This window comes from Janibacter anophelis NBRC 107843 (assembly GCF_001570945.1).
In the GTDB taxonomy this organism is placed as follows: Bacteria; Actinomycetota; Actinomycetes; order Actinomycetales; family Dermatophilaceae; genus Janibacter; species Janibacter anophelis.
On sequence record NZ_BCSQ01000089.1, the window covers coordinates 1 to 7,800 of the forward strand.

General features: G+C 69.6%; 5 protein-coding genes. 4 read left to right on the forward strand and 1 reads right to left on the reverse strand.

All coding sequences use genetic code 11. The features are described 5' to 3' along the window. Positions 1–181: 181 nt before the first annotated feature. A complete protein-coding gene (locus JAN01S_RS15865) occupies positions 182–2,020 on the reverse strand; it encodes a phosphoenolpyruvate carboxykinase (GTP) (protein ID WP_068319717.1) in 1,839 nt (612 codons plus the stop codon). 273 nt (positions 2,021–2,293) lie between these two features. Between JAN01S_RS15865 and JAN01S_RS15870 the strand changes: the two genes are divergently transcribed. The 4 genes from JAN01S_RS15870 (at position 2,294) to JAN01S_RS15885 (ending at position 7,643) form a co-directional block, all read left to right on the forward strand. Further along, positions 2,294–3,619 (forward strand): acyl-CoA dehydrogenase family protein, encoded by a 1,326-nt coding sequence (locus tag JAN01S_RS15870; protein WP_169797251.1) that lies wholly within the window; start codon positions 2,294–2,296, stop codon positions 3,617–3,619. A 47-nt stretch (positions 3,620–3,666) separates the two neighbouring features. After that, positions 3,667–4,932, forward strand: coding sequence for an acyl-CoA dehydrogenase family protein (locus JAN01S_RS15875; RefSeq protein ID WP_068319722.1), 1,266 nt, complete (start codon positions 3,667–3,669; stop codon positions 4,930–4,932). Between the two features lie 80 nt (positions 4,933–5,012). Further along, positions 5,013–5,801, forward strand: a complete 789-nt coding sequence (locus JAN01S_RS15880) for a ParA family protein (protein WP_068319724.1) — start codon at positions 5,013–5,015, stop codon at positions 5,799–5,801. Positions 5,802–5,900: 99 nt separating this feature from the next. Beyond that, positions 5,901–7,643 carry a S8 family peptidase gene (locus JAN01S_RS15885; protein ID WP_068319726.1) on the forward strand — a complete coding sequence of 581 codons (1,743 nt, stop codon included), beginning with the start codon at positions 5,901–5,903 and terminating at the stop codon, positions 7,641–7,643. The last annotated feature ends 157 nt before the right edge of the window (positions 7,644–7,800 follow it).

The window sequence follows — 7,800 nt, forward strand, 5'->3', positions numbered from 1 at the left end:
TGCGTCGGCCCACGCGAACCCGCCGTGGGCCGACGCAGGCCTGGGGCTCGGCGATGACCGGCTGGCAGGGGCGAGGGCGGGCACTCCTCGACTCGCGGGCAGAGGAGCAGCGCCGGCACACGACGAAGGGCGCCGCCCGGGATCGACCCGGGCGGCGCCCTTCGTCAGTGCTGGAGGAGGCTCAGGCCTCGTTGTCGAGGGCGGCGGCCACGCGGCGGTGGGCCTCCCAGATCGCCTCCGGCAGCCGGTCGAACTGCTTGAGGTGCTCCTCGCGGAAGCCCATCTCCTGCTGCCAGCGCGGCACGTCGATGGACAGGATCCGGTCGAGGTCCTCCTGCGGCAGGTCCAGGCCGGTCATCTCCAGCTCGTCCTCGGTCGGGATGATGCCGACAGCGGTCTGGCGACCCTTGACCTCGCCGTCCTTGAGGCGCATGAGCCACAGGAGCGGACGCAGGTTCTCGCGGTAGCCGGGCCACAGGTAGTGACCGTCCTCCGGGTGCTTCTGGAACCAGTTGACGTGGGCGAAGAGCGGCTTGTCCTTCACCTGCTCGAGGATGTTGAGGTAGTGCTGCGCGTAGTCGCCCTCGCCGTAGGCCATGAACGGCCGGTTGGACATCGGGTCGTAGCGCAGCTGGCCCTCGACGCCCTCGGCGGCGGCGGTCGCCTCCGCACCCAGGGTCAGGCCGTCGTAGACGCCCTCGGCCGGGTCGGTGATCGCACGGATCAGCGGCTCGCGGTCACGGGTGCGGCCACCGAAGATGATCGCGTCGATCTCGACGCCGACGGGCTCGTCGAAGTCGGGAGCGGCGTTGGGCACGTTGGCCAGCGTCGTCGTGAAGCGGCTGTTGGGGTGCGCCCACGGGGAGGTGTCGCCCGGCTCGCGGTCGGCGATCGGCTCACCCTTCCAGTCCAGCCAGCCGTCGACGTCGGCCGGCGGCTCGGGGGTGCGGCCCTCCCACCAGACCTCCTCGGTCTTGGGGTTGTAGGCGATGTTGGTGAAGATCGTCTTGGTGCCCGGGTCGACCGAGTGCAGCGCGGTCGGGTTGGTCTCCTCGTTGGTGTCCTTGGCGACACCGAAGACACCGAACTCGGGGTTCATGCCCATGAGCTTGCCGGTCTGCTCGTCGACCCACAGCCACGCGATGTCGTCGCCGTAGAAGTCCACCCGGTAGCGGTCACCGAGCGCGTCCGGCGGGAGCATCATCGCGAGGTTGGTCTTGCCCGAGGCGCTCGGGAAGCCACCGGTGATGTGGTACCGCTTGCCGGTCTCCTTGTCGGCGATGCCGATGAGCATGTACTGCTCGGCGAGGAACTTCTTGGTGTCCCAGCCGTCGTAGGCGCCCTGGCGAAGGCCGTGCGCGATCTTGCCGAGGAGGGCGTTGCCGCCGTAGGACGAGCCGAAGTGCAGGATCATCCGCTCGTCGGCGACGGTGACGAAGTAGCGCTTGTCGTCGGGGGTGCCCTGGCCGAGGTTCTCCAGGTCGCCGGTCACGTGCACCGCACGCACGAAGTTGTCCTGCTGCGGCAGGTCGTTGACGTGCTCGACGCCCACGCGGGACATGCGGATCATGTGCAGCACGACCGGGCGGCTGTCGGTGAGCTCGACACCCGTGGCCCACTGGGCCAGCTCGTTGTTCTTGGGGGACATGAGGTACGGCAGGACGTACATCGTCTTGCCCTGGGACTGGCCGCGCATGAGCTCGGTCAGCTTCGCCTTCATCTCCGAGGCGGGACGCCAGTTGTTGTAGACGCCCTTGTCCTTCTCGTCGTTGGTCGCGACGATCGTGCGCTCCTCGGAGCGAGCGGTGTCCTTGGAGTAGGAGCGCGAGTAGTAGCGACCCTCGCCCGCGGGGAGGAGCTCTCCGGCCTCGACGGCCTCCGCGATGAGTCGGTCGTCGTCCTCGGCGCCAACCACCTCGATCCGGTCGGGCTGGGTGATCTCGGCCCAGTGCTTCACGTACTCGCGGACGGCCTCATTGGTGAGACCTGACGCATCAAGCGCGGCGTCGACGTCGACCATGCTGTGTTTCCCTCTCACGTGCTTGGTGTGCGGGCGGTCCCTCGCGGGTTCTCCCGGTTGCGGGCAGGTTACCGCCCCGTGACGTGGCGCGGAGAGGGGCCGGGGTTCGGCGAGGCGTGATCTCACGCACGGCCGACTGGGTGCCCACCGGTGTGGGTCAGATCACCGGAGGTCGTAGTGACCGACCGGTTTACCGATACGTGCTGTAGCAGGTACTGTCGGTACCGCACACTTTCCAGCTCATTCAGCACTGTCGCGAAGGGGTAGTCCCACATGGCTTCCAGCGAAACGATGTCCCTGGCGGACAAGGGCCAGCGGCTCGGCCTGCGTCTCATCGCCAAGGCCGGCGGCCTGCCGGGCCTGAAGGACAAGGAGGTCCGCGCCAAGGTCGAGCGGTACCTCTACAAGGGCGCCGTCACCGGCTTCAAGGCACAGACCGCCGCAGGGCGCGCCTTCGCCAAGCAGCAGGGCTCGGGCGACCCGACCCGCGCGGCGACGGCCAAGCCCAAGCAGCTCTTCGACCTCACGCCGTCCGAGGACCAGCAGATGATCCAGGGCGTCGCTCGCGAGCTCGCCGACGAGGTCATCCGTCCGGCCGCCGCCACCGCCGACGCCGAGCGAGCCGTGCCGGCCGAGGTCCGCACCGCGGCCGCCGAGATGGGCCTGCACCTCGTCGGCGTCCCCGCCGAACTCGAGGGCATCGCCGAGGAGCGCTCCGCCGTCACCGGCGCCATCGTCCTCGAGGAGCTCGCCCGCGGCGACATGGGCATCGCGGCCGCGATCATGGCCCCCGCGGCCGTCGCCACGGCGATCGCCGCCTACGGCGACGCCGACCAGCAGGCCACCTACCTGCCGGAGTTCACGAGCGAGAACCCGCCGCTGGCGGCCATCGCCCTCCACGAGCCGCACGTGCTCTTCGACCCCTTCGAGCTGCGGACCACCGGTCGGGTCGAGGGCGACGAGATCGTCCTCGACGGCGTCAAGGCGATCGTCCCCGGCGCCGAGGCGGCCGACCTCTTCATCGTCTCCGCTGCGATCGACGGCCAGGCCCGGCTCGTCATCGTCAAGCCCGGCACCGAGGGCGTCAAGACAGAGGACGACCCGGCCATGGGTGTCCGCGCCGCCCGCACCGCCCGCCTGCACCTCGAGGGTGCCCGTGTCGCCAAGGGCGACCTGCTCGGCACGACGGAGGACCACGCCGACGCCGTGCGCCGTGCCCGCCTCGCCTGGGCCGCGGCCGCCGTCGGCACCTCGCAGGCCGTGCTCGACCACGTCAGCGAGTACGTCAAGGAGCGCAAGGCCTTCGGTGAGCCGATCGGCTACCGCCAGGCCGTCGCCTTCACCGTCTCCGACATCGCCATCGAGCTGGCCGGTCTGCGCCTCGTCGTGTGGAAGGCCGCCGCCCGTCTCGACCGCGGCGAGGACGCCTCCGCCGAGATCGCCCAGGCCCGCAGCCTTGTCAGCCGCCACGCGACGTGGATCGGCTCCAGCGGCGTGCAGCTGCTCGGCGGCCACGGCTTCGTCAAGGAGTTCGACAACGAGCGCTGGTACCGCGACCTGCGGGGCGCCGGAGTCCTCGAGGGCACGCTGCTCGTCTGAGCCGCGACCTCCCTTCCTCTTACCTACCTGACACGAAGGACACGATCATGATCGACCTCGAGGTTCCGAAGAAGTTCCGACCGCTCGTCGCCCAGGCCCGTGGCATGGCCGAGGAGGTCTTCTGGCCCATCTCGCGCAAGTACGACCGCGCCGAGCACGAGTACCCGGCCGAGCTGGACCTGGTCTCCGCCGTCATCGACGGCATGGCCGATGGTGGCGCCAGCCAGGGCGCCGGGGCCTCCTCGTCCACCCGCGCCAAGGACGACGGTGCGGAGGAGGGTGACGTCGCTGCTGTCGGCTCCGGCCGCTCGAGCAAGAAGGGGGAGAAGGAGAACAAGAACGGTTCCAACCTCTCCTCCGTCCTGTCCATCCTCGAGACCTGCCGCGGCGACGTGGGCCTGACCCTGTCGATCCCGCGCCAGGGCCTCGGCAACGCCGCCATCGCGGCCGTCGCCAACGACGAGCAGAAGGCGCGCTACGCCGGCAAGTGGGCTGCCATGGCCATCACCGAGCCCGACGTCGGCTCCGACTCCGGCGCCATCCGCACGACCGCGGTCAAGGACGGCGACGACTACGTCCTCAACGGGGAGAAGATCTTCGTCACCTCTGGTGAGCGCGCCGAGCTCGTCGTCGTGTGGGCGACCCTGGACAAGAGCCTGGGCAAGAAGGCCATCAAGTCCTTCGTCGTCAACCGCCAGAACCCCGGCCTGCAGCTGGTGCGCCTCGAGCACAAGCTCGGCATCCGCGCGTCGGACACCGCCGCCTTCGTCCTCGACAACTGCCGCGTGCCCGCCGAGGACCTCCTCGGCGACCCGGAGATCAAGATCGAGGGTGGCTTCGGTGGCGCCATGCAGACCTTCGACAACACGCGCCCGCTCGTCGCGGCGATGGCCCTGGGCCTGACCCGCGCCTCGCTCGACAAGACGACCGAACTGCTCAAGGACGCCGGCGTCGAGGTCGACTGGGACCGCCCGGCCAACGTGCAGTCCGCCGCCGCGGCCAAGCTCATCGAGATGGAGGCCGACTTCCAGAGCGCCTACCTGCTCACGCTGCGCGCCGCGTGGATGGCCGACAACGGCAAGCCCAACTCCATGGAGGCCTCCATGGCCAAGGCCAAGGCCGGTCGCACCTGTGTCAACGTCTCGCTCGGCTGCGTCGAGCTGGCCGGTGCCACCGGGTACGCCGAGACCGAGCTGCTCGAGAAGTGGGCGCGGGACAGCAAGATCCTCGACATCTTCGAGGGCACGCAGCAGATCCAGCTGCTCGTCGTCGCCCGTCGCATCCTCGGCTACTCCAGCAAGGAGCTCAAGTAGTCATCGGGAGTGACCGCAGCACGTGATGCGCCCCCTTCGTCCTCGCCCGGACGGAGGGGGCGCGCGCATATCATGCGCCCATGGTGGTCATCGCGGTCTGCAGCCTCAAGGGCGGTGTCGGCAAGACCTCCGTGACCCTCGGCCTGGTCTCCGCCGCCCGCGCCGCCGGCCTGCGCACCCTCGTCGTCGACCTCGACCCGCAGGGGGACTCGACCATCGGTCTCGACCTCGACGGTGAGGCCGCGTCGACGAGCGCCCTCGTCATCGACCAGCCGCGTCGGCGCCACCTGCGGGCCGCGGCGCGACGCAGTCACTGGAGCGACGGGGGACACGCTCCGATCGACGTCGTCGTCGGCGGTGAGGAGTTGGCCCGCCACGACCGCACCGACCTCTCGACCCGCATGCTGACCTCCCTTCGTCTCGTGCTCGACAAGGTCGCCGACGAGCACGACCTCGTGATCATCGACTGCCCGCCCTCGCTCGGCGGACTCACCCGCATCGGGCTGACCGCGGCCGACCGGGCGATCGTCGTCACCGAGCCGGGCGTCTTCGCGATCGCCGCGGCCGACCGGGCCCTGCGGGCCGTGCACGACGTGCGCACACGGCTCAACCCGCACCTGCAACCCCTCGGCATCGTCGTCAACCGGGTGCGGGCCAACATCAACGAGCACCGCTACCGCGTGGAGGAGCTCGCCTCGCTCTTCGGTCCGCTCGTCCTCACCCAGCGCATCCCGGAGCGCACCTCGATCCAGCGGGCCCAGGGCGCCTATGCCCCGATCCACGCCTTCAGCAACAAGGGCGCCCGCGAGAGCGCCGAGCTCTTCGACGGAATCCTCCAGCACGCCCTGCGCGCCACCCGCCCGCGCTGACGGGTACGGCGGTGAGCGCTCGCTCTGCGGATGTGTGATCCACGTCATATGGTGCTGGAGGCGGCTCACCGCCGTCGTCACACCATCGGGAGGAAGTACATGCGACACCAACGCATGGCCGCAGTCCTGGGCGCCTTCGCGCTCGGGGCCACCGGGCTCACCGCCACTGCGACCGCCACCGCTGCACCCACCACCAGCTCCACGTCGACCACCGGGGCCGAGACCAGCTACGTGGTCCTCGCCGACCGCGGGTCGAGCGCCACGGCCCTCGCCAAGCGCCTCGAGGCGAAGGGAGCGACCGTCACGTCCGTCAACGAGGCCGTCGGCATGGTCACCGTCACCTCGACCGACACGGCCTTCGCTGCGCAGACCCGCGCGATGGACGGCGTCTTCGGTGCCGCCGGTGAGGGCGTCGTCGGCCGCTCGCCGCAGGCGAAGAAGAAGCAGGACGCCGTAGAGCGCCCCGGCAAGGGGGAGAAGGCCAAGGGCATCGGCTCGAGCGCCAACAGCGGCAAGGGCAAGTACAAGAAGGGGGCGGCCGACCCGCTCGACGACAAGCTCTGGGGCATGGACATGATCAATGCCCGTGACGCCCACAAGGTCGAGGCCGGTGACAAGCGGGTCAAGGTCGGCATCATCGACACGGGTGTCGACGGCAGCCACCCCGACATCGCGCCCAACTTCGACCACAAGCTCTCGCGCAACTTCGTCACCGACATCCCCGACATCGACGGGCCCTGTGAGTACGAGGGCTGCGTCGACCCGGCCGACGTCGACAACGGTGGCCACGGCACGCACGTCGCCGGCACCGTGGCCGCGTCCAAGAACGGCATGGGTGTCTCCGGTGTCGCTCCCGACGCGGGCATCGTCAACATACGCGCCGGTCAGGACGCCGGATACTTCTTCGTGGGCCCGACGGTCAACGCGCTCACCTACGCCGCCGACGCCGGCATCGACGTGGTCAACATGAGCTTCTACGTCGACCCGTGGGCCTACTACTGCCAGGACGGCGCCCCCGAGGACAGCCCCGAGGAGGCCGCCGAGCAGAACATGATCATCGAGTCGATGTCGCGCGCGCTCAACTACGCGCACGACCACGACGTGACGATGGTCGGTGCGCTGGGCAACGCTGCGACGGACCTGGCCAACCCGGGCACCGACTCGAGCAGCCCCAACTACCCGGCAGGCAACGAGCACGACCGCACGATCGACAACTCGAGCTGCTGGGACCTGCCCGTCGAGGGCGAGCACGTCATCGGCGTCTCGTCGGTCGGCCCGTCGGAGCGCAAGGCCTACTACTCCAACTACACGACCGACGTCGACTCGGGTGAGATCGAGTTGTCCGCCCCCGGTGGCGACGCCTACGACTGGCCCAACGCGACGGGCCCCAACCCGGAGAGCATGATCCTCTCCTCGGTCCCGGAGAACGTCGTCAAGTCCGAGGGCTCGGTGGACGAGGAGGGCAACATCACCCCGGACGGCGAGGGCTGGGTCCTCAAGGACTGCGACACGGTCAAGGGTGAGGAGGTCTGCGGGTACTACGAGTACTACCAGGGCACCTCGATGGCCTCCCCGCACGCGGCGGGCGTCTCGGCGCTCATCGTCTCCCGCTACGGCAAGGTCGACGGCAAGGCCGGCTTCGGTCTCTCGGCCGACACCGTCAAGGAGGTCCTGATGGACTCCGCGCGTGACACGGCCTGCCCGGAGCCGCGTCTGTACGACTACCCGGCGCCCATCCCGGCGGCGTACAACGCCGAGTGCGTCGGTGACACCGACTTCAACGGCTTTTACGGTGACGGCATCATCGATGCCGAGGCCGCGGTCGCCAAGAAGAAGCTCTGACGTCACACCCCAGGAGGGCCGGTCACCGCGAGGTGGCCGGCCCTTCGTCGTGACCGCCCGGCAACGGTCCCTGGGGAGCTCGCTCAGCGAGCGTCTGGTCACGGTCCCTGAGGAGCTCGCTCAGCGAGCGTCTGGTCACGGTCCCTGAGGAGCTCGC